This window comes from Acinetobacter lwoffii, assembly GCF_019343495.1.
Lineage (GTDB): Bacteria > Pseudomonadota > Gammaproteobacteria > Pseudomonadales > Moraxellaceae > Acinetobacter > Acinetobacter lwoffii_P.
In genome coordinates, this window is the sequence record NZ_CP072550.1 from 213,081 (window position 1) to 239,743 (window position 26,663).

Sequence of the window (26,663 nt, forward strand, 5' to 3'; positions counted from 1 at the left end):
GTGTTACGACCGAAGCGAAAAAGAATGGGTACGTGTTAAGCCCTCAAGCGGTCGCCACAACTATGGGAAAAACTGGTGCAAAACAAATGACAAAAACAATGGTCTACAAGGCAGTAAAACGAGCAGATTTTGAGTATTCAAACGCAGCGCGTGGATACGTGTATCGGGGAGAGAAAATATCTGATGCTGAAGCGGAAAAACTAAAGCATAAATGGGCTAAAAAAGACCTGATGGACAATGCAAAAAAAGATGGATCGTTCACACCAGAATCATTAGAAATGTTCAAAACCTTGGTGAATCATGTATCACCACGGGAGTTGACCGCCAAACAGCAAGCTTTGACATACCATAGCCTTAAACGCTACACAGATTGCGTATTTAACCTTTATGAAGTCACCGCTAAACAAACACCTCCAGCAAAACTAAAACGACCGTACAGCATGCCTAGACTGGATGGTACGGATAACCCTTGGAACCAAGGCAAACGAGAAAACGATGTCTATATATACAAGGGGATTGAGTACAAAGGCATTGAAGCGGAAACAGCAATGCATAAAGTGGTGATTGCATCAGAATTAACGGCAATTGCCGGATTGGATAATCAGTTAGCGAATCTGGCCAACGAAACAGGTGTAGCGTTGTTTTCAGAATTTATTGAAGTTGCACACCAGAACAATGATTTAAAGGATTTAACATATGTAGTTTTTGATTATGTAAAACATCTAATTGTGACGATTGATCGCTATTTTGATTTAAAACTGAAATCTAACGTGTCGGTCAGTATTTCAGTGAACCGAGTAGCTGGCTATTCAAGGTATAGCATAGTTCAACGGAAATAGACGCACGAACGCAACCAGTGACATTACATGTGTCGTCAATGACAGCTTATGTGTCTCGAACGTGCACGTAATTTTGGATTGATTGGTTTGAATGCAGAAAATGTAAATTATGCAAAGTAACACCATGAATATAGCTGATGATTGTACGGTAGTACGTAGACCGTATCAAAGAATGACGACAGCTAACATGCTTAAGATTTGTTATAATAAACAAATTGTTAGTATCTAAACGACACATGAGCTGTCATTTTTTGGAAATTGCGACTACCCTATTCATTTTAATTCGAACTTTAACTTATGTTCACCTGAAGTCTAGTTAATAAAACTTTTAATAATTTTATTTATTATTTTCAATAACTTATATAAATAAAAAAATAATTATAAATTTTTGGTTCATGAACCTAATGAATTTATTGATACTTTTATAAAATAGAGTTAATTTGTCCGAGAGATATGGGTAGATATCTATTTTTGGTCTTTTTAGTGATTAGAGATATGACCATTGTCATCAAATTTTAAGGAATTCCTTAAGTTTTTTTCTTATAATTCAATAAAATAATTTTGAATACTCAAAAATTAAATGTAATATAAGTCACATTATGAACCGTTAAGTGAAATACGTTTTGCTTAAACGAATGATTGAGTTAGATCATCTAAATGATGATCGTGCTAGAAGACTCAGGTTTTACACCAAAATATTTGGCAGACTTTATTTTAAATACAATCCTAAACTGAATATAAAAAACCTTCGGAGGGCTTATTTGGCCAAACTAACCATCAACCTGAAAAAACTAAATTCTTACGCTAAGTATTTTTTCTAAAAGACACCGTACATATAGCATTACTTTATGTTAATAAAAATTTAGCATCATTTTTGACGCTTATTTGTTGTATGTGCAAAAGCAAGACATTTTAAATAAAGAATCTTTTAATATGAAAGTTACATATCCAGAGACAGGTATATACGAGCACGAACTCAAAGCAATTGATAAGATTAAAAAGGTCTTTGATCGTGGCGAAAAAACTAAAAACTGGCGAGCATATGCTGGTTTTGAATTTATGCATAAAAATGGAAAAAAAGCAGTAGCGAAAGGTAGTTCTGAGAAATTTGAATATGATCTCCTAATTATTACTCATGCAAACATTTTGGTCATTGAATTCAAGGACTGGAACGGTAAGGAAATTACAAAAGTTGCAGGAAAATGGTACGTAGGTAATAAAGAGCAAGATTCATGCCCTGTAGCTAAAAATGTAAAAAAAATGCAAATTATAGTTAATAAACTAAAGGATAAAGTTTCAGAAAAGAAAGCTAAGGGCATTACATTTCATTACCAAAGTGTTTCTCACTTTGTTGTCATGTGTGGTAAAGCAGATTATTCGCGCCTGCCTCCAGAAGATTTAGAGCACATTCTTTCGATAGATGAGTTTATACAATTAGCTCAACAGAAGAATTTTAATAATATGTTCCGCAAGCATCTGGAACGTGATGGTCGCATATATGATATTAAAAAAGAATATCACGCCATTATTGATGAAATTTTTGCGCCTGACCAAATTCAACCACGCTCTTTGATTATTAATAATCATGAACGAGGTGACTTGATCTTACCGCATCCTAAAAAGATTTATAGCGAGTATAAAGCGCATTCATTGACCATCGTTGGTGAAAAATCTTTAATGCGTTGTTGGGATTTTAATGAATTCAAGTTGAGTAACTCAAGAATGAGTCAGCCTCAACATCGATTCAACTTGATCTGCAATGAGCGCCGGGTTTTCCAAAAAATTAAAACAGAAAAGCCTGATCTTTATCAAAGTTGTTTGCACCCGATTACAAACCCAAGTCTTGATGACATGACATCAAAATATAATGAGTTGTATGAGTTGCCTGAGAACAGCTATCGAGTCAACGAATTCATCGGCGCTTATGCTGAGAAAATGTCTGAATCTGAGAAATTGGATTTATTCCAGATTTTGCTTGGTAAATTTAATCACCTACATCAAATGGGAATTACTCATGGTGATGTGGGTGATCATAGTGTGTGGATCTCTTATAAAAAGGAGATATTGCTATCCAATTTTTCGGCAGCAAATGATCAAACACAGCCCTCGAAAATTGACCCTGAACTGGCTAACGAACTCCCATTTTTGAATACAACAGCTCATCTTCCGAATCTTGCGCTGACAGCTGCACAAAAGGATGTGTATTGGTTAGGGCAGTTAATCCTTCATATTTGGAAGAATGCTCGACTGAGCCCACGTTCATTGAAAAAATTTAGTCTTGAGGAGCGAGATCAGAACCACTGGTTAGAGCGTATTTTAACACGAGCTTTGACAGGGAAATATGATAATGCATGTGCAGTATTCCAAGATTTCTTAGCTCAAAAACCTGCTGAACAAGTTAGTTATGAACTTGATGCAGATGTACTGAATCCATATTTAAATCAGACAAATACCTATATCAGTTACCCGATATTTGGCGCGCCTATTGATGCTAACCAAAATTTTACACTCTATGCATCAGGCAACATGTTAGTCAAAACATGGATGGGTAAAGTTGCATCTGCAATGACAACTTATCAAAAGAGTTGTTTTAAGCGATTCTTTGAAGAACTTAAAATGACGCAGGCTCTCAATTTGCCATACCTTCCTAAGATTATTGATTTTGGTTTATCAACTAGCACAGCATGTGTGTATCTAGTAACTGAAATGGTAAAGGGTGAAGCTTGGTCAACGGTTATTGAGGGCTTAACTGAGGATGAAAAAAATGAACTTTCACTTCAGTTATTGCATTCTCTGAAAAAATTTCATGAGCATGGCTTTCAACATGGAAACTTGGATGATGAAAAGATTCTAGTAGATAAAACAAACTTGAAAGTTAGTTTTAATGATTGCTTCCATCCTGAAGTACCACAACCTGATTCTTCTAATGCTTATTTCCCATCTGATATTGAAGATCCAACAGTCATTCAGTGTGACAACTTTACTGCATTGAAATTAATCGCAGATCTATACGATATAGACTTGGCTGTGGATGATGTGGCTTCAATGGATCCTACTTTATCCTGGCTAAATACAGCCTTGAGCATAGAAGGAATGGAAGATCCAAGTGTACGCTATATTGATAATTCTCGCTTTATAGAGGCATTTGAATGTAAGGGTGCTATTGTAAAAGAAGCTCCTCAGATTAGTATTTATACAAGTAAGGTTGAGACGCCCTTTACGATTTATCCCGAAAACGGCAAAGTTTATATCCAACTTGAGGCAGCAAGTGAGGGGGATTTTCGATTTACACTTAGCGGAATCAATGGCATGTTAAAAGGGTTTTATAAGCCCCATGAAAATCAATTAAGTTTCCTTGATTTTGTCAAAAAACAAGACCTGTGGTGGAAGGCTAGTAGGGATGCAGATCTGACTATTGATGTTAGCATTGAAGTCCACCCGATATCTGGGATGAGTAAGCGTGACAACATTGTAGAGTTAAATGACTTCTTAGCAAAAGATCAAAACTTTAAGGATGCTATTGAACAGTTTAAGCAAGCACAGCTCAAAAGGACTCAAGAGAAAGAGGAAACATTACGGGCTCTGCGTGAACAAAAAGCATTACAAGAAGAGATAGGCGATGTTATAGCTACTGATGAGCTTATGGCACAGCCAATGAGTCATCTGCCTACACATAGCCACTTAATTGATATTGAAACGAAAGAGTTGTGGAAAAAAGTCATGGCGACTGAGCGTCATGCACATCCTACAATCACTCTGTCTGAGCCGTTAAAGATAGTTTCGAGCAAACATTTTAAAGATTCAAAGAGTGCTATTGCATACTATGACTCTGCAGAAGATGTTTCAGCTAAATTTTCAAAGACCGATAAAGTCGATGTAATGTGCACTAAAGAAACTGGGGCGGGAGGTGATTACACTTTCTGCATAGGTACGGTGAATATTGCGCAATCAAAAGTCGGAGAATTGTGGATCGATTTTTGTAAAAAAACAAATGAAGTTCCTGAAGAAGCAACACTGTTTCTACAAAGCAAGGCAGATAAGTCATCTAATCGGAAACGTGCAGATGCTCTGACAAATATTCTGAGTAATAAGGCTGTCATTGAAAATCTCGTAGATTACTTTGAACCATCATTAGTGATTGAAGCAAAAGATTATGAGATTGAAGTGCCTGATGAAGATCTAGATCACTATAACAAATACAAAAATGGGGAATTGGTTAAAGCCCTCAATCCATTACAACGTAAAGCGTTCCGTAATGTGCTTAAGTATGGACCTGTATCACTATTAAAGGGACCACCAGGAACCGGCAAAACTGAATTTATCTCTATACTGGCTCACTATCTCTATGATAAACAAAATGTATCTAACATCTTAATTGTTAGTCAGTCGCACGAAGCTGTAAATACAAGTGTTGAGCGTATACGTCAGCTATGCACAGAGTATGACACACCATTAAGTATTGCTCGAATAAGCAATAAAGAGAGTGCTGTGTCTCCTGAATTAAAAGATGTCTATACAGGCTCAATTATTACGAGCCAGATAGAGCTGTTTAAGTCTAATATTAAAGAAAGAGTGCTTGAGCTTGCAAAAGATTTATCACTTGAAGCTGAATACTTGAGCGATCTTTATGAAATCAGAGTCACTATTTTAAATAGTCTTAAATCTGCGTATCAGTCAATCGACCAAGATGATCTTGATCAAAAGTTTAGCTTCTCATTAGAAGAGTATACCCAGGCTTTCAAATCAGCAATGCATAAGCTGAAGAGCATGTTTGACGGAAATCAAGACTTTTGGGATCAACTGGAAGACTGTATCAATGATAAAGAGATAACAGTATTAAACCAGTTAAATAAGATCGACATGATTACGTTCGCAGCACTTAATCAATACTACGGGGTATCTAATGAGGAAGGACTTAAAGCGAAAGCCTTGATCAATATTGCCCTAGATTATGAACCATTAATTGAAAGCCAAAATGCTAATTATGAAAGTTTCCTGGTCAAAACAAGGCAATTAGTCTGTGGCACATGCGTTGGTGTTGGCCAACAAAGTATTGGAATCGCCAATCACGTATTTGATTGGGTGATTATTGATGAAGCAGCACGTTCAATCGCTTCAGAATTGGCAATTGCAATGCAGTCAGGTGCACGTATTTTATTAGTTGGGGATCAAGACCAACTTCCTCCACTATATTCGAGCGATCATAAAAAGGCTTTAGCTAAGCAACTTAAGATATCAGATGATGATTTGGAAGATAAATTACAAAGCGACTTTGGCCGTATCTTTAATTCACATTATGGACTAAAGGCTAGTTCAGAACTCTTGTCACAGTACCGAATGAGTCCGAGCATCGGCGAATTAGTTTCAGACTGTTTTTATGAAGGAAAACTTGAAACTGAAGTTGTCGATTCTCGTGGTTTAAGTGATGAAGAGCTGAAAGAAATTAAGTTAAAGCGGATTGTGCCTGATAACTATGCATCCGACATCGCAATAGAATTGAATTCAACAGTTACTTGGGTGGATACTGGGAATGCTGAGCATTTCAAAATGGAGAAAGGTAGTAGTATTTATAACCCACATGAAATTAATGAAATTATCGATTTTCTTCAGCGGATTGACCAAGACAAACTCTTGTTAAATAAATTAGTGCCAGAGCCTGATTCCCTTAAAGAGCCTGCTATTGGTGTAATTTGTACCTATGCTGAGCAAAAAAACCGGTTAAGAAAAGCCTTCTCTTTGTGTGAAGTGTCAGATGCATTGAGATCAATTGTGCGTATTGATACGGTGGATAGTTATCAAGGTAAACAGAATAAGATCATCATTCTCTCAGTTACGCGAAATGATCCAACTAAGTTTCCTGCATTTTTGAAGTCACCAAATCGTGTGAACGTGGCTTTATCTCGCGCAATGGATCGTCTTGTAATCTTTGGTGCGTCAGAAATGTGGCAAGGAGTCAACAGTAACTTACCTTTAGGACGCGTATTAAATTACATCAAGTGCCGTGAGAATCAGACTTTAGAATATCGATATATTTCAAAACGCGCCATTGTCAAAATAGTACAAAACAATCCGCACATTAATAAAAATAGATCAAAAAAATATAGAAAGGCAGGGGTATAACTCATGGAAAATTCACTAAGAAGCTATCATGACGTAGATGTTACATTGCCATCACAACTATTCAATGTGGCATTTAGCTATACCACAACAGATACCTTAGATTTTATTGATTCTATGGTATTGCGCCTATTGGTAATTGCACCACTTTCTGCTGAAAAAATAGCGCGGTTCTTAGGGTTATCTAATCATGAAACAGATGTGCTATTAACTAAATTATTAAAACAAATGCAGATAAAACATCTTGAAGATGATCGATTTGCTCTGACTCAGCGACTTGAGAAAGCATTCTCGGATGTTTGTGCAATTCCTTATGTAAATAAGATTGAGGACAATATTCAAAAGATGAGTTTTGAGATGATTGGCTTGAATCCTGAGCCAGTTAATCCCAACGCATCTGACAATGGGGCAAATTCAATTAAATTAGATGCTTCTAACCAATACCTTTCAAATGGTGAGTCTTTGGTTAGTAAGGAGTTTCAGAAAAATTTTCGATTTTATTTCAGCCAAGGATTAGTTAAGTTGAATCCATCAGTGGATGAAAAGAAGCTGCAACTGTATAAAATGAGCCAAGTGGAAAAATTGCGAGACCATTCTCGTCGTTTTACATTACCATTGACGCTTGATGAGAATTATACACCTACAGAGATTAGTGATTTTAATCACATGGAAAATCTTAACAAAATCGAAGATTCTCTTTACGCTGCTCTTAGATCAGCTAAGAAGCCACAAAATATTGAGGATATTCTAAAGGTACTCCATGAATTAGATATGGAGGATACTTTTTCAGTTGAATCTATTTTTAGCGAGAATAAGCTTAATTTAGATCGCTTATTTAAGCTAGAACACAAATCCAATGAATACTTTATCGGGCCAATATATTCTAAGGAAAATTCAGACCTGTTTTTCAAAACAATCAAACAATATCAAGACCAGAATAATGATGATAAACAGCTGTATTGGTTAGCTCCATCAGATGAATTTTGGGGTAAGTCAGATAGATTTAGTGATTTTATTGATCGTTTATCGACAACCACAATTACCAAAAACTTTAAATGCTTCTTACCAGTGGCATACAGAAATGATAAACAATCAATCGCAAGTTATAAAAAACTAATCACAGCTGAGGCAGGAGCCAAGCACTTTCTAACGTTTAAGGAAAGTAGTGTAGTTTTTGACGGTAATTTTGAGCTTTTGGTTATGAAAGACTCTTTTTGTGTTTTGATTATTCACGTTAGTGATTCATCCACAAATATTTTAACAACAGTGCCTGTGGGTATTATTGTCAAAAATAAGGCTATTGCCCAATCGTTTTATAAGTTTTTTGAAGACTTAGAGAACGATGGAGAGAACTTCTTTGGTTTATTAAATTCTAAAAAATAGAATAATCATCTTAAAAAGCTAGCAGATTTGCTAGCTTTTTTAAACTCAAATTAGAGTGGCAACAATCCAGACCAGACATTTCTACTTTGAAGTGGCTTTGTTGCACAAAGATTTGAAATGCAAAGCGCCCCTAATTGAGCCAAATTTAAGGCGTAACTTGGGTAAGTGGTCGACCTAATTCCGTAAATCTGTTAAGGACTGCTACACGTGCATGGATCTCATTCACTTGGCTATCAAAACTCCTTGCACTGAGTTTATCTCCTAATAATTTGATGCAATGCATCTTAGTTTCAACCAAACTTCGCCGATGATAGCCTGACCATTTTTTCCATAGTGTCCTGCCTAAACGTTTAATTGTTCGAAGTAATTCATTTCGCTCTAGCGAGCTACTCTTTGTATCTTTCCATGGTTTCGCATTTTTTCTAGGTGGAATCACCGCATGCGCTTGCCGATCTGCAATGACCTGACGGCATTGCTTGGTGTCATAAGCCCCATCGGTATAAACAGAGTCAATCCGCTCATCTTGTGGAATCTGATTAAGTAAATCACCAAGCACCTGTGAATCACTGACATTATTGGTTGTAAGCTGAACTGCTCGTATTTGTAGGGTTTTAGCATCTATACCAATATGAAGTTTACGCCATTGGCGACGATATTCAGGTCCATGTTTCTTGCGTTTCCATTCGCCCTCACCTAGAAACTTCATGCCTGTAGAGTCCATGAGTAGATGCAGCCCATCGCTACTTTTTTGGTAGCTGATTACAATATCAATATGCTTTTGTCTTCTACAAAGCGTGGTGTAATCTGGAGCTATCCAATTTAATCCGCAAAGTTTAATCAGACTTTGCACAAAGCCAGTGACCATACGTAAAGACAGACGGAATAAGGATTTAATCATTAAGCAGCATTGGATGGCTGCGTCGGAGTAGGTTTGATTTCGCCCTTGTTTGCCTTTTGATGGCGCATACCATTGCGTAGCAGGATCAAACCAAATGGCAATATTTCCTCGACTCATGAGTGCTCGGTTATATGCGGGCCAATTGGTTGTGCGGTAGATTTTGTGTGTAGGCTTCTTCATTTGAAAATTATATCGCTGAAAAACCCTTTACAGATAGGTTTGTGCAACAAAGCCATTCAGAATTGAAATAGAAAAATTTAAAAATAAATAACTTGGAAATAGATTTTATGATAAAATTCAATCAGCTATATTAATTTCTACACTTATGTCTGCACTACAAAAAATTAATGAAGATATGATAGTGAATCTTCCTAAGGGTGATTTACACGTTCATTTAAATGGAGCTATTCCAACAAATTTAGTTAAGGAATTATTAGCAAAAAATACAAATGGAATTCCCTCAAATTTTGATATTAATAAAGATTTAAATATTCTCGAACCACAAAAAAATCTGCAAGATTATTTAAAACCATGGAAAGTCTTAAATTTAATACCTAGATCGCAGAGTGATTTAAATAAAATAGTATTACAAACATTTTTTAGTTTAAAACGGCTTTGTTGTATAAACATTCTTCAAGATACTGATTTTTAAGGATTTGTTTAAATTTTAATCCAAAAATAAATTAAACAAAATCATAGTCTTAGATATTTATGCAACAAAGCCCCATTAGAGCTAAACTCCATTTACTAATGTCATATTTAAATCTAATGGTATGAAAGTACTATCAAATATACTGTTTAAATTACAGCGATTTCATTCTTGCTTCCATTATTTCGAATTTGAAGTCTTGGAACCATTGAATTATTTAAGTAATCATAAATAACCATTTCAGGATGATGCAGATCAAATGCTTGTCCAAACCATATACAAGCAGCATTGGATGCACATGGTAAGACATGAATTTTGGTAATTCCTTTATCTGTTAGACTATGAAATAACGCATGAATATCTTGCATGAAACTTAGTCCTCGTTCAGGATTTCTTATTGCTCCATTCCCCATATATTCTGGTTTAGCAGTAATGTTAATTACCGGATGTCCTAATTCAACAGCCTTATTTTTAGAGGTTTCTGGATCAGCAGTGAGATTCAATCTAATAGTAATTTCAGTACAATCTTCTATTTCACTGAAATTATTAATTTCATACGCTTTGGTTGTACATATAAGATCAGGCCACATCCAACAACTTCCATCCCTATACATAAGCATAGGTATAAATTTCCCTTTATTTCCTAATTTACTTCCTAATGCTATTAGGCATGGCATAGGGCCGAAGCCAAAAATAGCTACTCTCTTATCATCAAATTTAGTTTCCCTAAGTAATTGTTCTGTTTGAACTTCAAATTCTTCTAAAAAATACTTTTTATAGAACTCATCAGCTGAAGCTCTTAAATGAGCTGGTAATGGTTCATGAATTAGTGTCTTATCTTTATGCAAAATAGATTTTAATGGGAGAAGGCAGCTTGCAATATCACGTCGTGAAGGAGACTGAGGAATATTGCGATTCACGGGCCAGAAAAATAAATACACTGGCATAGGAGTAAAGCTTAAAGAATCTAATAAATCTTCGCATTGTGCTGTGAAATTACTTCTCATTTGCGAGAGTCTTGAAGCTGTATATTCTGCGCCAGCAACTTTATCAATTAACCTATGATGTTTTTCACATAATAATAAAATATTCGTTGGATCATCTGATAGTTGATATGAGAAGAAGGGGATACCGCGAGTAGAATTTTCTGATGCTGCAACATTATGAGCTAAAACGCCATATGTACCTTCAAATCCAGTTATTTCATCTATGTTTAATTTTGCACCACATCCTTTAAACATACATCGGCCATGACTTGAGAGATAAATCTGGTTTTTATCTTTTTCAGATAAATCGTTACCCCTACCTGTAAGATGCTCAAAATCAAAAATTCTTTTTATGAAATATTCTAATTGGTTTACAGGGTTTGGTTTTTGTTTAGGAATCTTTCTAGGAACAAAATCTACATCTTTAACTTCGCTCTCTTGAGAGGAGGTTAAATTCCATGTTTCTTTTAACTTTTCAAAATCATGTAGAGTGTGGGCATCAATTATGTGACCTTGAAGAAAGCGTGCATAAATGGAAATTTTTTTGGCAAGCAATCTTCGGACAAAAGTTAAAGTATCATCATAATTGAGAATTATACGGAAAAAACTTTCAGGGCTTTTATTTTTCAATAAGACAAAAATTATATTTTTACGTTCTTCATCAACTAATACACCTAATGAATCTATACAAATATGCTTTAAAATTTCTTCTATATATTTATTTGCATTTGATAAATCATCTATTGCTGATAAAGAAGTCTGTAAACTTAGGGATGGGTCTAGTTGCATTTTCAATTTAACTCAATATAACCTAACAGTTTGATTTTAAAATTTTTTCTACCAATCCAGATTCCAGTTTTTACTCTTCCGATTATTAAATATAAAACTGGGTCATTAAGATTGGTAATGCCATTTAGAACAGTATCTATATCCCTTAAATCGGTTGGAGAGGGTGTTGGTACATCTTCAGGATGTGTATGCCATAGGCCTTGAAAATTATAGAATTTTTTAGATTCGTTCCAAGCTTGTATTAAAGCATATTGGTGGGACTTTGACCTAAAGAAAGACATACGTGTTTGACAGTCTCCTTCCATAGGAGAGGTAAAGCTTTCAATGATTTTAGCTTTAGTTTCTATGTCTGTTCTTCCAATTAGAATGCCACCCGATTCTGGAGAATCTGATTCTAATTGTATAAATTGCTTTAAACTCTTTAAAACATTTGCTTGAATAATAAAGACTTGGCCTGTAGGTGTGTCACATTTAATCCTCCCTTGAGTTATGTATTGCAACATGGGCATACTTCTTTATAAATTTCTTTTAAATTCAATATATTAATTCCATTTGAATTATTTACTGAATTATAAAAAGGGGTAGTAATTATTCCATTTTTATTTGCATTCTGATTGTCGCCAGAAATAGAAACAAATCCTAATTGTTGATTCAGGACATATTCAGAAATATAGCTTGCTAGCTTCATGCAATTTAAAGAAGAGAAGGGGGTAAATGCACCAGCACACCCTGTAATATTTTTAGCAATTAGCTGTCCAGATTGTACATATTTATACATAGGGGTAAGACTTTTATTTGATTTTTCATCAAAATATAAGCAGTTTAAACATCCTACATGTTTATTATTGAAAGAAATAAAATGTCCACCTAAATCATAAGGTTCTAACCAGCCTATTATTACTTGAATGTTTGCACTTATTTCATAAATAGTTTTTACGAGAGAAATCTCAGTAGGAGTATGGCCAATTGCTATGATGATAGTATCAATATCTTCAGTAATTTTTGATTTTATCCAGCTTTCACCATGGCTTACGAATGGAAAAATAGTTAATCCGGGCCTTTCTATTAAAAACTTATTAGCTAAAGAAGTAGATTTATAGGTATTAACATACTGCAAACCTAAAGAATGACGATAAATATTATCTGTTTTTAAAAGCTCTGGATCTATGAAAGAAAATTTATTTACGCCTGTTTGAGCTAATATCTCTGCAATCTTTGAGCCTAAAGCCCCACATCCGATAATCGCTATATGTCTTGTTTTTTTCTCTTGCCCCGTTCTATTTAATAAATAATCTATCCACGCTCTTTGTGTTAAAGAGACTTTAAAGCCTTTGAAGGATACTTTTTCTTTGAAAGAATACCAAATGGCATAATAAAAAATCACATAAGCAAATCCATGTTCATTTGGAATTCCCACTAGGGCATAATGATTGCCTTGTTTTAACAAAGATCGTTTGTTCTCATTAGAGAGGGTATTAACAATTTTTAGAAAATAGTCCTCATTAAAATAATCTCCTATATCTGGTATGGGGAAAACAGAAGCATCTTCTAATAATATCTTATGAATTTTTACTTTTGTGAGCTGGTTGTGGTTTATGTAAGAACTATCGCCATCATCAATATGCTCTAATATTTGATGATTCCCTTTTGATGATTTTCTTAACCAACCATATAAATTAAATGTAGAAGTAGGGTCGCAATGTAATATTACATCCTCATTTATATTTTGAGTGCTGCCTAAATATCCTTCTAGTTCGTTATACAAGCTTACTCGGTTGTTTAATTGAAAATTAATAAAAGATTGCTTGAGTATATCTATAGCCCTTTCAAAGAATTCAGTAATAAGTTCTTTATGTCTATAGCCTTCAAAGTTTTCACCTTGATGATCCGTAGTACAAATTTCCCCACTTTGACTCACATGATCTAAGGCAGACATTGGTCGTGTCAATATTCTAAAAATGGGAGGTATCGTCCAATTAGCTCTATTTTGAAAAATTAGACCAAGGCAAACCTGTTGTGTATTAATGAGAAAATCAAATTTTAGATTAACCCAATCCTTAGTAATAGAAGTGACATGGATATTTTGAGCTCCATGTTCACTTAATAGCTTTTCAATATTGTCTAACTTTGGGTTATCAAAAAACATTGAGTTTTCCTAAGCAGATTTTCCTTCTTGAGTGTAATAAGTTTGTACTACTGGTTCGGACACTTCTTGTATTTCAGGGATAGGGAATTGTCTTCCAAAAGTTTTATTTAAAATTTTGCAAGCTTCTACTGTATCAGTTTCCTCATTTACAGCTTCTAAAGATGATTTTAAATCTTCAAGTTTTGATTTTAAGTGCTCCATTTGTTTTCGGGTCAATTTTTCGAGTAAGTCTACACCTTGATGTGCAGGTAAATTAATTACGAGTCTGAAGTAATACTCGTTATTTTCTGGATCAATGCTAAAGGTAGTGAATTGATCTAATACATTATTTACTATAGAAAGTAATACCTTATTATCATTCTCATAATCTTCAGCTGTTATATGCTCATATACAGCTGTAGTGATAGCAATACTCTTAAAAAAATCTAGACCTTTCTCATTTCGCCATTGTTTCAAGTAGCGAGTACATCGTCTAAACTGATGACGTAAATCTGAATCATCTTCAAATTTTCCCAAAATTGTATCGGTAAGTTCAGTAGGATTTGAAATATCCCAAGTCTTAAGGTCTTCAGAGGAGAATTCCTTACCTCGAGCTAGATACATATTGCCTTTGTCGTCTTCAGCGTAGATGGGCAGATCTACATGATAATCGGGACTACCATTTTTGAGATAAGTGACAGTTACGCAAGGTCGTTTGATCGTTACAGTTCTATTTGAATGAGTTAAAGCATCTCTAACAATTTTTTTAATTTCTACTGAGCCATATTCCTCTTTGTCACAATCTAATAAAACTCCTACATCAATATCATAATCTCCATTCTTAGGCTTAATCCCTGTGCCCAAGGCATAACTACCTTGATTAAAGTATTCAACAAATTGAGGACCATTTGGATCCTTTTTGAGTTCATCTTTTAAGGTGCTAATCAAAAGGTCACGTTTTTCACGTAATGTACTTTCTTCGTCATAACGACCTAATCGAATATTTGTGTGGAACTTAGCATAGTGTTTTTGTGGATTCGCCATATTGTTGTATTCCTGTAGTGCTTTTGTTGTTATGGGGATCTCCTATATTAAATACAAGTTAAGACATTAAAAAAAATAGAATTTTTAAAGGGAAAATTTAATCAAAAAATATTTAAACAAACGATGAGATGTATCAATCTCCAATTTTTAGCATTCCTTCCCAACTAAAATAGTTTTGAGTCAAATTCTTTCTGGACATCGCCCATACACGACCATGCATCTTGCAAGGTCCAATTACGGCATCGCCACCACAGAGTAAAAAGAATGTTCAAAATAAACAGTCTAAAAATTCTGAATAGCCTTTTAGAACAGAGAGTTAAGGCACACAATTTAAAATAGTCAGTGAGCCTATCAAAATCCTCATGTATGAAACCTAAGAAGTTCCACATTTTTCTGGGTATACAAGCCTAAATTTTATGGAAAGAATTCATATGCTGCTCCTTTAGCTAAAAGAGTATTCAGCTTACGATTCGTGGTTATTTTCAACAGTGCCTTCTGGTAAGGGTCGGCACCTGCACATCAAAAAAATCTCCCCCCAGAGTACGGCTGTTTCTATCGGGGGTAGAATATTCATTCTGTTACTTTAGACTATAGCCTAACGGAACAAAATAAAGTCTTAAAAAGCAACTCAAAAACCGTATTTATAGACTTAATATTTAATTTCGGTACAATATGTATTTAATTATCTAAACTCTAACGGTACAGAATGCCTAATCAGGTCGGATATATTCGAGTCAGTTCAACTGAACAAAATACTGAACGTCAATTAGATGGAATCAGCCTGGATAAGACCTTTACTGAAAAGGCAAGCGGTGGTAGCCGTGAACGTCCTCAGTTAAATGCAATGCTCGACTATCTGCGTGAAGGTGATACGGTGCATGTTCATAGTATTGATCGTCTGGCACGTAATACAAATGATCTGAACGAAATTGTGAATAGTCTGAATGATCGTGGTATAACCATTATTTTTCATAAAGAGAATTTGACCTTCAGTCATGATGTAGCACAATCGGCAATAAATAAACTCATGTTTCAGATGCTTGCTGCATTTGCAGAGTTTGAACGCTCCATGATCCGTGAGCGTCAAAAGGAAGGAATTGCAAAAGCCAAAGCGAAGGGCTTATATAAGGGAAGAAAGCGGAAGGTTGACTATGTTGAAATACGAAAAGCAATGGCTGAAGAAAATTCAACATTTAGAGGTGTTGCAGAAAAGTTTAAAGTAGGGATAGCAACAGTACAAAGAGCTTTAAAAGAAGAAACTAATAATCAATAAGGTTGATTAATGAAGACGCTTAGATATTCAAATTTAGAAAAGATCATGACCATTTATACTGAAATTTCTACTTATATTACATTTCATAATGCGACTGGTTTAACAGATATAAATAAATCAATGGAAGATTTTTGAACCGTACCGGGTTTGTCGGAGACCAAGCTTTCTGAGAGAATGTCCCGATGAAAAAAGTAAAATATACCCCTGAAATCAGAGAAAGAGCGGTTCAATTATTGATTGAATCCGAGAAAGATTATCCATCGAATTGGGCTGCGATCACCGCTATTGCTCCCTGAGCAGTATACTGCGCAAGGGTTGTACTCCTGAAACACTACGTGTTTGGTATCAAAAATATTTAGATAAACAAAATCCAGTTAAAGTACAGCAGCTTTCAGACCAAGAACGTATCAAACAACTGGAACGCGAAAATAAAGAACTGCAACGTGCCAATGAAATTCTACGTAAAGCAGCCGCTTTTTTCGCCCAGGCGGAGCTCGACCGCCCACACAAATAATGGTGGATTTTATCCATAACAATAAAGAGCTATATGGTGTTGAGGCGATTTGTAGGATTTTACCGATCGCAGCTTCAACCTATTACCGGACTCTAGATCTCTGCGAAAATCCAGAACATCGAGCAAAGCGAGATTTACATGACTTGCATCATGCTGAGGAGATTAAACGAATTTGGAAGGAAAGTTCAGGTCGGTATGGTGTACGTAAAGTCTGGCAAAAACTGAAACGTGAAGGCTATATTATTGCACGCTGTACTGTTGCTCGATTAATGCAAAAGCTAGGTATACAAGGTGTTTGGCGTGGTAAGAACAAACAAACCACCCGTAGCCGAGATGATCAAAAACGAGCGGATGACTTGGTGAAACGTAATTTTAGTGCTGATCATCCTGACCAACTGTGGGTGAGTGACTTTACGTATATTCAAACAAATTCAGGCTGGGTCTATACTGCATTTATTATTGATGTGTTCTCACGAGCAATTGTTGGATGGAAAGTATCGACACGGATGAATACAGATATGGTGCTCGATGCATTGGAGCAAGCATTTAGGGCGGCAGAGGGGGCTGGAACGCTGAGTGCGCCCATGCCGCATTGCAAAGCAAAAGATAATCGGATAAAATGTAGCAATTCATATTCGTAAGCGTGGAGTAATCAGATGGGAAATTCCAAGTCAGCAGACAAGTAAGCCGCAACAACCAGTATTGTTGTTGCGGCGCTCTGTAAGGCTAGTCTCATCTGATTGCTGACGAGCAGACGTCGCCCGGTATTCCTTAATCGAGGGTTGATTCGTCATGACCACCACACGCCCCGCGTGGGCCTATACGCTGCCGGCAGCACTGCTGCTGATGGCTCCTTTCGACATCCTCGCTTCACTGGCGATGGATATTTATCTCCCTGTCGTTCCAGCGATGCCCGGCATCCTGAACACGACGCCCGCTATGATCCAACTCACGTTGAGCCTCTATATGGTGATGCTCGGCGTGGGCCAGGTGATTTTTGGTCCGCTCTCAGACAGAATCGGGCGACGGCCAATTCTACTTGCGGGCGCAACGGCTTTCGTCATTGCGTCTCTGGGAGCAGCTTGGTCTTCAACTGCACCGGCCTTTGTCGCTTTCCGTCTACTTCAAGCAGTGGGCGCGTCGGCCATGCTGGTGGCGACGTTCGCGACGGTTCGCGACGTTTATGCCAACCGTCCTGAGGGTGTCGTCATCTACGGCCTTTTCAGTTCGATGCTGGCGTTCGTGCCTGCGCTCGGCCCTATCGCCGGAGTATTGATCGGCGAGTTCTTGGGATGGCAGGCGATATTCATTACTTTGGCTATACTGGCGATGCTCGCACTCCTAAATGCGGGTTTCAGGTGGCACGAAACCCGCCCTCTGGATCAAGTCAAGACGCGCCGATCTGTCTTGCCGATCTTCGCGAGTCCGGCTTTTTGGGTTTACACTGTCGGCTTTAGCGCCGGTATGGGCACCTACTTCGTCTTCTTCTCGACGGCTCCCCGTGTGCTCATAGGCCAAGCGGAATATTCCGAGATCGGATTCAGCTTTGCCTTCGCCACTGTCGCGCTTGTAATGATCGTGACAACCCGTTTCGCGAAGTCCTTTGTCGCCAGATGGGGCATCGCAGGATGCGTGGCGCGTGGGATGGCGTTGCTTGTTTGCGGAGCGGTCCTGTTGGGGATCGGCGAACTTTACGGCTCGCCGTCATTCCTCACCTTCATCCTACCGATGTGGGTTGTCGCGGTCGGTATTGTCTTCACGGTGTCCGTTACCGCGAACGGCGCTTTGGCAGAGTTCGACGACATCGCGGGATCAGCGGTCGCGTTCTACTTCTGCGTTCAAAGCCTGATAGTCAGCATTGTCGGGACATTGGCGGTGGCACTTTTAAACGGTGACACAGCGTGGCCCGTGATCTGTTACGCCACGGCGATGGCGGTACTGGTTTCGTTGGGGCTGGTGCTCCTTCGGCTCCGTGGGGCTGCCACCGAGAAGTCGCCAGTCGTCTAACCGACGACTGGTAGCAGGCCCGCTCCGATGCGGCGCACTAACCATCGAAACCTCGTGAATGTCGGTATCCTGTCTGGCAGGATACCGCTCATTTCCCTTGTTCAGTTCATCGCCGTCGCCGAGCATCTGAATTTTCGGCATGCGGCCAAGGCACTTGGTATCAGCTAGTCGAGCGTCAGCGCGCGTGTGAAAGCGCTGGAGGATAACCTTGGTGTCCTGCTATTTGAGCGCCATGCGCGGGGCGTTCGGCTAACAGACGCAGGCAGGCACTTCATGGGGCACTGTTGCAAATAGAGATTTGAGTCGATGATGTTCCCTTTAAAAAGTACTTAGAGACCGAAAACCCTGTTGATTAGACACACTTCACCCTGAGGCTGACCATAATAAAATGACGATGCTTGTCCTTTACGTAGTGCACGCATGACTTCAATACCTTTAATTGTGGCATAAGCCGTCTTCATAGATTTGAATCCTAATGTGGCCCTGATGATCCGCTTTAGCTTGCCATGATCACATTCAATCACGTTATTTTTATACTTAATCTGCCTGTGCTCAAGGTCTGGTGGACATTTACCTTCCCGTTTTAACCGTGATAAAGCACGTCCATATGTGGGTGCTTTATCCGTGTTGATCACTTGTGGAATTTGCCACTTCTTCACATTATTTAAAATTTTTCCAAGAAAACAATATGCTGATTTGGTATTACGTCTAGAAGAAAGATAAAAATCAATAGTATGGCCACGTTGGTCAACTGCACGGTATAGATATGCCCATTTGCCATTCACTTTTACGTAAGTTTCATCCAGATGCCATAAATGTCGATCTGTAGGATTACGCCAATACCAGCGTAAACGTTTTTCCATTTCTGGAGCATAACGCTGAACCCAACGATAAATTGTGGTGTGATCAACATTCACTCCACGTTCGGCCAGCATTTCCTGAAGTTCACGATAGCTGATGCCATATTTACAATACCAACGAACAGCCCAAAGAATGATTTCACCTTGAAAGTGCCGACCGTGGAAGGGATTCATCTGCTGTATCTCGAAATAAATAAGATATTTAGCTTATCATGTCAGCCTATTTGCAACAGTGCCGTTGATCTTCCGTCCTTCATGCATGAGGGCCACAGTGCCATCCGGGTACTCCAGAAATGAAATGTATTGCCCAACAAGCTTATGATTCAGCTCTGTCGGTTCAAGCAGATAAATACACTTGTCATAGGTGATGGTTAGGTTCTTCGTGACCTTACGCGGTTCCTGCCAAGTGAATATATCCTCCAGCTCAGCATCAGATTCCGTTAAAGATCGATGTAAATTCTTCGAGTTTCTCGCACACTTGGCAAACTTCTGATTGAAGTGCTCAATGAAGCAGGGTAGCCATGCATTGGCTTCGGCAATTGAACTGATGCCTTCCAGACGCATCTCCTTGATCAAACGGTCTTGAAGGGTTCTATTCGCGCGTTCTACGCGACCTTTAGCCTGTGGTGAGTTGGCAAAGATAATATCAATATTTAACTCATTCAGAATCCGCCCAAATTGCGTGATCTGGCTGTCTTGGCTGGATTTCTGATTCACTCTGAATACCGAATGTTTGTCGCTATAAAAGGCCAGAGGCTTGCCGTATTGTTCAATGTAGGCTCGGGTTGAAAGCATATAGTCAAAGGTCGTTTCCGCCTCACAAAAGCGCAGATGCAACAGCTTTCCAGTGGCATCATCGATATACACCAATAAACAGCACTTAGCAGCGCGTCCTTCAAACCAGTCATGATATGAGCCATCAATCTGGATCAGCTCACCGAAGCAATCACGGTTATAACGTGGCTGATATGGACGTTTCAGGCGCTTGGATCGAGGAATCCAGAGGTCATTGGCCGTCATCCAGCGCCGAACCGTTTCTACCGGGATATGCAGGCCAAACATGCTGCTGAGCTTCTCATGCGCCAAGGTAGGACCAAAGCCCAGCAGATGTTCAGAAATAATGGAAAGACATTTTGATTTTAACAAGTCATCATGGCGACGATGACCCGGTTGACCACGACTGGCATGTGCCAGACCTGAAACACCGTCTTGATTGAGCTTCTGCAATAACCGGGTAATTTGACGGGTGGAAAGATTCAGGATTTCAGCAGCACGGACCTGGGTAATACGATGATCTCGAACGTCTTGCAGAACTGCAAGACGTTGAATTTCCTTGTCAGACATAGTGATCAACATCTCTAATTTATATCCAGTCCATGATGGTAAAAACCATCATAAACTAGACATTTTTATTGGTGAGAATATAGACACTTTAAATGGTTTCTAACAAGGTTACTTCACATAAGAAATTTTATGTTAAATGATTGTTAGAAATGCCCCTTGATCGAGGCATTTTCTATAAAGAATACTAAAAACTAATTAAAGCCAACCAAGTTTCAAAACAAGGCAGTTCTCAGCAATCATATTTTTAAATTATATAACTCCCAACTGAGCTTTTGCTCCAACGATAAGGCTTTCATTTTGAGTTTCTAAGGCAAATAAACCATACATCAAAGGAGAGGCCGCTGCTCTTTCTAAAGTCTGTTCATATAGTTTATTCCAAACTTTACCCCCTAGTTTTTCATACTCGATGATTAGAGTTTTGAGGCTTTCTTCTCCAAACAAAGTTACATGCCCAGCAAAATCAATCGCTGGGTCATCTATATGGGCTGTTGACCAATCAATAACGCCTGAAACAGCTCCATCCTTTGAAGCTAGTACATGCCCAGCATATAAATCGCCATGTATAAATTGGGTGAAATCTGCCCATAGAACATCATTATCCAACCATTTTCTGTAGCGGGTTTCCAATTGCTCACTTATACCAATTTCAGATTTTACTAACTGCAAATTGTTTGCTATTTCAGGTCTTAAATCTGAAGGTTTCATAATTTTCAAATCATTTTCCCGAACTTCTTTTTCAGGAATACTATGGATTTCAAATAAGGTTTTTGCCAAAGATGTTATGTATTTCGGGCTATCTTTGTCCATATTCCAAATTATTTCATAGGTTTCAGCATCCAAATTTAAAACAGGATTATCTTTAAGTATGGGATAAGCCACTAATTCTGTAGATGAAATTCTCCAATCAGGAACCTCTACAGAAAGATGTTTTTTTACCAATTCTAAAATGCGTTTTTCTTTCTTGATTTGTTCCCTCATGCCATCACGACGAGGAATACGCAGCAACCATTGTTGCCCCTTTGTATCAAGAGCAAAAACGACCTTAAAATCAATGCCCATTTCATTGAAATTCATTTTGTCCGTAAGCAACAAGCCGTGTGCTTCAGCAAGTGATTGAATATCTTGAATTGTCATTTTTAATTTCCTTTAAAGAGTTCAATAATTAATGTTCGGATTAGATTGGCTATCATTAACAATCTCTCTCAAAAGTCTTGATGATTTTGTGGTCTTTGATCTCGTAGATAATGTCAGCAATATTATCGACCAATTGCTTGTCATGAGATACGAAGATAATAGTTCCTGCATAGGACTTCATCATTGTTTCTAATGCGGCAATACTTTTTAGGTCAAGATAGTTTCCTGGTTCATCCATAAGCAAAATATTATATTTTCCTAAAAGCATTTTGGATAAAAGCAGTTTGATGATTTCACCTCCCGATAAGTCGGATAAGTTTTTTTGAATATCATTCGCTCCGATCCCCATTGAAGCCAATACTGCACGAATTTCCGCAACTGTGTACTCGCACTCTTCCTGCATAAAGGAGAGCACAGATTTATGCGTGTTAAATTTATATCCTGTTTGTGTAAAGTAGCCAATTTCAGCTTTTGGAGATATGGTTAATCCATCAGCACGTTCTGATATCATTTTTAACAAGGACGTTTTCCCTGTTCCATTCGATCCAGTTATAGCGACTTTAGCGCCAAGCGGTATTATAAAGTTAGCGTCATCAAAGATAGTACGGCTACCAAATTTTAAGCTCAGACCATCTGCCGTAATCGGGAACTTATTGTGCAGTTCTAGGGCTGAACTTTGACGAAAACGAATAGAACGCAAATGCTCTGGTGCTTGAATATCTTCTAATGCAGCCAAACGCTTTTCCATACTCTTAGCTGCCTGATACAGTTTTCTTTGCTTGGTGCCAGTCATTTTTGCATGCCCAAGTCGTCCAGCACTTTCGGTAGAGTTTTTGGATTTTTCTCCTTTTTTCTTATTGTCTAATCGATTAGCTTGCTGGCGTTTTTCTTGCACAGCAGATTCTAATCGCTCCCGTTCCTTCATCATCAGCTCATATTCTACGGCTTGGTGTTGTCGCTCTTCTTCTTTTTGACGCAAGTAATCCGAGTAACCACCCCAATATTCCGTAATTTTACCGTCTTTTAACTCCCATATCTTGTCTACAACCATATCAAGAAAATATCGGTCATGACTGATAACAAGTAATGCTCCATCAAATGCTTTAAGTTGACCAATAAGTAGATCTATTCCATTGAGATCAAGGTGGCTGGTTGGTTCATCCGCTAGAATGCCATGTACTTGTTGGGAAAATGCGGCAGCAATTTTTGCACGAGTTTCCTCTCCGCCACTCATTGTGTCGTTTTGTACATTGGAAACACCAAGGCGAGATAACATTGCCCGGTCTTCGACCGTTTCTATTTCGATTCCGCCCAGTTGGCTGATATGTGCAAAATCACCAAAACGCTGTAATGTCGCTTCGGCTAAAACAATTTCGCCATTAAGTACTTTGAGTAAACTACTCTTTCCTGCTCCGTTATCACCCACAAGACCAATACGGTCATAAGAGTGAATTTCCAATTCATCAATATCCAAAACATCACGCCCAGCATAATCCAAGCGTATGTTTCTCGCTTTAATAATTAAACTCATTTTTATTTACTCCTGTTTAGCTCTTGAAATTTTTTATGCAGCAAACAGGATTTAGGTGAAAACAAAAGCTAGCATCACAGTGTCCTCCCAAAAAAAAAGCTATTCATCCACAGGGTGGACAAATAGCTAGTCAATTAAGTTATAACTGGAAACTATGCACTAAAAGCATACTTATAAATTAAGCATACTTTTACTTTATATATCCGCATATATTCTTAAAGACACAACAAAAGCCCACCATTATAAAATAGTGTCACTATGCAAATAGTTGTGTCTTAACGAATGCGGATAGAATGCATAAACTTACCTAAAAAATAAAATTCAGTTTTATGATAACTTTACTGTTAAAAGAAGTCTAGACAACCTTGTTTTATGCTTGGATATAAGGCTTATTTTAAAATAATAGTAGTGAAGATTTTCTAAAATTAACATAATACACCTTATACGAAATAAAAATGGGAGCCTTAAGCTCCCATTTTTTAAGTAATTTTTTCAAATAAGGCTTGGGTGAGCATCTAAAATTCGAATCAATGTAGCTGCTGGTCCAGTTGGATAGCGTCGTCCCTGTTCCCAATTTTGCAGGGTACGGGGGCTAATATGTAGACGTGCAGCAAATTCATTTTGGCTCAAGCCAGTTTTTTCACGTACTTCTTTAATATCAGGCAATTCGAGTTCTGTAACTCGGCTTGCTTTAACTTCTTTACGTTTGATAGCTCCAGCTTCTTTGATTGAAGCAACCAAGTCATCAAATAAGTTGTTATCCATGAAATTGCTCCTTCACGAGTTGGTGCAGAATGGCGGTTTCCTTATCTGTTAAATTATCTTTTACTGATTTTGGATAAGCCACTAAGAAAAAGATCTGATCATCCTCGGTGACCCAATAATAAATCACCCGTATCCCACCACTTTTCCCTTTGTTACCTTGAGCACAACGTACTTTGCGAATACCACCGCCATTCTTGATTAGGTCACCTCTATCAGGCTGTACCAAAAGATCTTGCTGAAGTTGACGATATTCCTCATCAGATACAAGGTCTTTAATTTGCTTGGTAAAGATGCTGGTTTCAATAAATAACATGGACTCTTTATACGTCAATGGCGTATTTGAATTTTAGCAGTTTCCATAACAAAAAACGAGAGCTGGTAGATCTCTGTTATTCCTAAGTAGAAATGTCCTACCTAATAACCAAATAGAAATGTCCTATATGGACAATTCCAAGTCAAGCACAGGATTTAGATTTCGTTCTTTGATTGCTATTTTCTGTGCACGTCTGCTTGGCATCTTTTGAGAACGATTGCGTTTGTTTTGTTGTTCCAGTTCTTCATGCTGTTGTTGGATATGATTCAGAACAGCACCCAACCGTTTATTCTCAACAATCTCTCGCTGATTCAGCTGACTTAATTTATCGAAGAGGCTGTAATTGATCTTTCGGCCATCATGCATGAGGGCTACAGTACCATCCGGGTATTCCAGGAACTCAAGATACTTACCGATCAACCTTTGATTTTCTTCGGTGTTTTCCAGGAGATATACGCATTTATCATAAGTAATCGTCAGGCTATTCGTGACTCTGCGGGGTTCACGCCAAGTAAAAATATCATCTAATTCTTCGGCTGTTTCAGTGATAGGCCGATGTAGATCCTTAGGATTAAAAGCCATCTTGGCGAACTTCTGATTGAACTGCTCAATGAAGCAGGGTAGCCAGGCATTAGCTTGCTCAATCGAGCTGATACCTTCCAGACGCATCTCCTTGATCAGACGGTCCTGAAGGGTTCTGTTGGCACGTTCCACACGGCCTTTGGCCTGTGGTGAATTGGCGAAGATGATATCGATATTCAGGGTACTGAGTACGCGTCCAAACTGGGTAATCTTGGTGTCTTTCTTGCTGCTTTGATTCACCCTGAAGACTGAATGTTTGTCGCTGTAAAATGCCAACGGCTTACCATGCTGCTCAACATACAAGCGTGTTGAAATCATATAATCAAAGGCTGATTCTGATTCACAGAAGCGTAAATGCTGCAATTTTCCTGTAGCATCATCGATAAACACCAGCAGACAGCATTTAGCAGCGCGTCCTTCAAACCAGTCATGATATGAGCCATCAATTTGGATCAGTTCACCAAAGCAATCCCGGTTGTAACGAGGCTGATACGGGCGTTTTAGGCGCTTGGATCGAGGAATCCATAAGTCAGCTGCAATCATCCAGGAACGCAGGGTTTCTACTGAAAGATCGAATCCATGTACGGTGGTGAGCTTTTCATGCGCTAAAGTGGGTCCGAAACCATGGAGTTGATCAGAAACAATATTGAGGCACTTGAGTCTGAGTTCTTCAGGAAGTTTGGAATTGCTGATTTGGCCACGACCGGCATGGGCTAATGCAGCGGGACCTTGAGCTTTGTATTTCTGCAGTAAGCGTCTGATCTGACGTTCTGAAATATGAAGTAGCTGAGCAGCCTGGGATTGAGTTATGCGTTGATCGCAGATTTCCTGCAAGACCGACAATCGTTTAAGTTCTTTATCCGACATAGACACCAACATATCAAACCGTCCGCTAACGAAATTGCAAAAGTGCATATTCTAAAAGCGGACATTTTTACTTTGGAGAAACCGGACATTTCTATTTTGGAGTTACAATCTCGTTTCGCATAACAGCCATTATGTTAAATTGTAGTAAGAACTTTAATGCGATAGAGCAGAATGTATATGCAAAATAAGCTTGATAACATTATTCAAGAATTAAAAGAACTATCTGGGAATAGTCGTCTAAACATAGAACTACCTGATGATATTTTCATATCTGCTTATGAACGAAAAATAGGTTTTATTTTTCCAAAAGATTATAAAAAAGTTTTGAAAGAGATTAGCAATATCTTTTATGGAACAATTGAATTAGCGTCTCTTACAGATGAGAAAGAATGCTATCGAGGGCTATCTCAGATATTAAATGATGCTAGGGAGCAAGGTCTGCCAGAAGATTGGCTACCTATTTGTGAAGATAATGGTAGTTATTATTGCCTATCTCCTAATCATAAAATTAGATATTGGACAGCAGATGGATATAGCGATGAGCAGTGGGAAGATTTAGCAGATTGGATCAAGCAAGTTTGGATAGATGGAAATTAAGAATTTCTAAAATTAACATAATACACCTTATACGAAATTAAAAAAT

Annotated in this window: 18 protein-coding genes, 3 pseudogenes and 1 other annotated feature; of the genes and pseudogenes, 9 read left to right on the forward strand and 12 right to left on the reverse strand. The window is 38.0% G+C overall.

Features of this window, described 5'->3' with window-relative positions; translation table 11 throughout:
* Positions 1 to 32: 32 nt before the first annotated feature.
* The 3 genes from J7649_RS15315 to J7649_RS15325 all read left to right on the forward strand — a co-directional run bounded on the left by J7649_RS15315 (position 33) and on the right by J7649_RS15325 (position 8,339).
* Complete coding sequence (locus tag J7649_RS15315; protein WP_010591556.1) at positions 33 to 839, forward strand: hypothetical protein; 807 nt, start codon at positions 33 to 35, stop codon at positions 837 to 839.
* A gap of 894 nt (positions 840 to 1,733) precedes the next feature.
* Positions 1,734 to 6,959 carry an AAA domain-containing protein gene (locus tag J7649_RS15320; protein WP_077169794.1) on the forward strand — a complete coding sequence of 1,742 codons (5,226 nt, stop codon included), beginning with the start codon at positions 1,734 to 1,736 and terminating at the stop codon, positions 6,957 to 6,959.
* A gap of 3 nt (positions 6,960 to 6,962) precedes the next feature.
* Entirely contained in the window at positions 6,963 to 8,339 is a 1,377-nt protein-coding gene (locus tag J7649_RS15325) for a hypothetical protein (RefSeq protein WP_005005738.1), read from the forward strand.
* Positions 8,340 to 8,484: 145 nt separating this feature from the next.
* Here the strand turns inward: J7649_RS15325 and J7649_RS15330 are convergent, their stop codons facing one another.
* Positions 8,485 to 9,417, reverse strand: a complete 933-nt coding sequence (locus tag J7649_RS15330; protein WP_053579251.1) for an IS5-like element ISAba12 family transposase — start codon at positions 9,415 to 9,417, stop codon at positions 8,485 to 8,487.
* A 145-nt stretch (positions 9,418 to 9,562) separates the two neighbouring features.
* Between J7649_RS15330 and J7649_RS15335 the strand changes: the two genes are divergently transcribed.
* Positions 9,563 to 9,889: a hypothetical protein gene (locus J7649_RS15335; protein WP_005028412.1), complete on the forward strand. Its 327-nt coding sequence runs from the start codon at positions 9,563 to 9,565 to the stop codon at positions 9,887 to 9,889.
* A gap of 146 nt (positions 9,890 to 10,035) precedes the next feature.
* Here the strand turns inward: J7649_RS15335 and J7649_RS15340 are convergent, their stop codons facing one another.
* From J7649_RS15340 to J7649_RS15355, 4 genes are read right to left on the reverse strand one after another with little or no spacing between them, the layout of a single operon-like run.
* Positions 10,036 to 11,661 (reverse strand): SAVED domain-containing protein, encoded by a 1,626-nt coding sequence (locus J7649_RS15340; RefSeq protein WP_005006366.1) that lies wholly within the window; start codon positions 11,659 to 11,661, stop codon positions 10,036 to 10,038.
* 2 nt (positions 11,662 to 11,663) lie between these two features.
* Positions 11,664 to 12,164, reverse strand: coding sequence for a Mov34/MPN/PAD-1 family protein (locus tag J7649_RS15345; RefSeq protein WP_005006362.1), 501 nt, complete (start codon positions 12,162 to 12,164; stop codon positions 11,664 to 11,666).
* Positions 12,149 to 13,807 (reverse strand): ThiF family adenylyltransferase, encoded by a 1,659-nt coding sequence (locus tag J7649_RS15350; RefSeq protein ID WP_005006360.1) that lies wholly within the window; start codon positions 13,805 to 13,807, stop codon positions 12,149 to 12,151. The genes J7649_RS15345 and J7649_RS15350 overlap by 16 nt, the downstream gene beginning before the upstream one ends.
* 9 nt (positions 13,808 to 13,816) lie before the next feature.
* Positions 13,817 to 14,830 (reverse strand): nucleotidyltransferase domain-containing protein, encoded by a 1,014-nt coding sequence (locus J7649_RS15355; RefSeq protein WP_005006358.1) that lies wholly within the window; start codon positions 14,828 to 14,830, stop codon positions 13,817 to 13,819.
* A 706-nt stretch (positions 14,831 to 15,536) separates the two neighbouring features.
* Between J7649_RS15355 and J7649_RS15360 the strand changes: the two genes are divergently transcribed.
* From J7649_RS15360 to J7649_RS15375, 4 genes and pseudogenes are all read left to right on the forward strand, one after another.
* Complete coding sequence (locus J7649_RS15360) at positions 15,537 to 16,103, forward strand: recombinase family protein (protein WP_006581699.1); 567 nt, start codon at positions 15,537 to 15,539, stop codon at positions 16,101 to 16,103.
* 182 nt (positions 16,104 to 16,285) lie between these two features.
* Positions 16,286 to 17,258: pseudogene (locus J7649_RS15365) on the forward strand (IS3 family transposase).
* Positions 16,575 to 16,691 (forward strand) — a sequence feature (AL1L pseudoknot). (Overlaps the previous pseudogene by 117 nt.)
* Before the next feature lie 151 nt (positions 17,259 to 17,409).
* A complete protein-coding gene (gene floR / locus J7649_RS15370; RefSeq protein ID WP_000214122.1) occupies positions 17,410 to 18,624 on the forward strand; it encodes a chloramphenicol/florfenicol efflux MFS transporter FloR in 1,215 nt (404 codons plus the stop codon).
* Between the two features lie 27 nt (positions 18,625 to 18,651).
* Positions 18,652 to 18,900, forward strand: a pseudogene (locus tag J7649_RS15375) (helix-turn-helix domain-containing protein); the annotation flags it as partial.
* A gap of 53 nt (positions 18,901 to 18,953) precedes the next feature.
* Here the strand turns inward: J7649_RS15375 and J7649_RS15380 are convergent.
* The 7 genes and pseudogenes from J7649_RS15380 to J7649_RS15410 form a co-directional block, all read right to left on the reverse strand.
* Positions 18,954 to 19,658, reverse strand: a complete 705-nt coding sequence (locus J7649_RS15380) for an IS6 family transposase (RefSeq protein WP_219310161.1) — start codon at positions 19,656 to 19,658, stop codon at positions 18,954 to 18,956.
* Between the two features lie 42 nt (positions 19,659 to 19,700).
* A pseudogene (locus tag J7649_RS15385) lies at positions 19,701 to 20,840 on the reverse strand (ISNCY family transposase); the annotation flags it as partial.
* A 237-nt stretch (positions 20,841 to 21,077) separates the two neighbouring features.
* Complete coding sequence (locus J7649_RS15390) at positions 21,078 to 21,962, reverse strand: Mph(E) family macrolide 2'-phosphotransferase (RefSeq protein WP_000155092.1); 885 nt, start codon at positions 21,960 to 21,962, stop codon at positions 21,078 to 21,080.
* A 55-nt stretch (positions 21,963 to 22,017) separates the two neighbouring features.
* Complete coding sequence (gene msr(E), locus J7649_RS15395; RefSeq protein ID WP_000052512.1) at positions 22,018 to 23,493, reverse strand: ABC-F type ribosomal protection protein Msr(E); 1,476 nt, start codon at positions 23,491 to 23,493, stop codon at positions 22,018 to 22,020.
* Between the two features lie 492 nt (positions 23,494 to 23,985).
* Entirely contained in the window at positions 23,986 to 24,258 is a 273-nt protein-coding gene (gene nadS, locus J7649_RS15400) for a NadS family protein (RefSeq protein WP_000369781.1), read from the reverse strand.
* The gene (locus tag J7649_RS15405) at positions 24,251 to 24,571 is read right to left on the reverse strand and encodes a type II toxin-antitoxin system RelE/ParE family toxin (protein ID WP_000897307.1); all 321 of its coding nucleotides are present in this window, start codon (positions 24,569 to 24,571) and stop codon (positions 24,251 to 24,253) included. The genes nadS and J7649_RS15405 overlap by 8 nt, the downstream gene beginning before the upstream one ends.
* Positions 24,572 to 24,694: 123 nt before the next feature.
* A complete protein-coding gene (locus tag J7649_RS15410; protein ID WP_001280601.1) occupies positions 24,695 to 26,020 on the reverse strand; it encodes an ISNCY family transposase in 1,326 nt (441 codons plus the stop codon).
* Between the two features lie 177 nt (positions 26,021 to 26,197).
* Here J7649_RS15410 and J7649_RS15415 point away from each other — a divergent pair, with 177 nt between their 5' ends.
* Entirely contained in the window at positions 26,198 to 26,617 is a 420-nt protein-coding gene (locus J7649_RS15415) for an SMI1/KNR4 family protein (protein WP_001180106.1), read from the forward strand.
* Positions 26,618 to 26,663: the final 46 nt, after the last annotated feature.